The sequence below is a fragment of the Streptomyces sp. GbtcB7 genome (assembly GCF_019091445.1).
In the GTDB taxonomy this organism is placed as follows: Bacteria; Actinomycetota; Actinomycetes; order Streptomycetales; family Streptomycetaceae; genus Streptomyces; species Streptomyces mirabilis.
Window position 1 is genome coordinate 1 of sequence record NZ_JAGXJM010000173.1, and the last position, 368, is coordinate 368.

Genomic DNA, 368 nt, shown 5'->3' on the forward strand with positions numbered 1-368 from the left:
GTACTCCTGCGACAGCGTGCGGAGGCCGCCGTCGAGGAGGCGCGACTCGTTGTTGAAGTGCCCGACCAGCAGGCTCGTCTGCTTCGTCAGCCAGACGCCGCCGTCGTTCAGTTCGACCTCGGTCGTCGGCCCACCCTCATAGGTCAGTGCGAGCACACCGACAGCCACCACGGCGGCGGTCACGGCACCGATCGATGCCATCGTGCGGGGCCGCGGACGGAGCCAGGCGAAGGACTTCATGAGCGTTCTGACTCCCCCCGGGCAGACGAGTTCGCAGGACCGTGCGCGCCCGATGGATGGACCGGACGACACGGCGTGTGGACGCGATAAAGCCTAAGCGAGGGACCAATTTCGGGCGAGCGCGTGAC

1 protein-coding gene is annotated in these 368 nt (G+C 67.4%); it reads right to left on the reverse strand.

Features of this window, described 5'->3' with window-relative positions; translation table 11 throughout:
* Positions 1–240: hypothetical protein (locus KVT44_RS55720; protein WP_217576895.1), on the reverse strand; the 240-nt coding region annotated here is incomplete at its 3' end.
* Positions 241–368 lie beyond the last annotated feature (128 nt).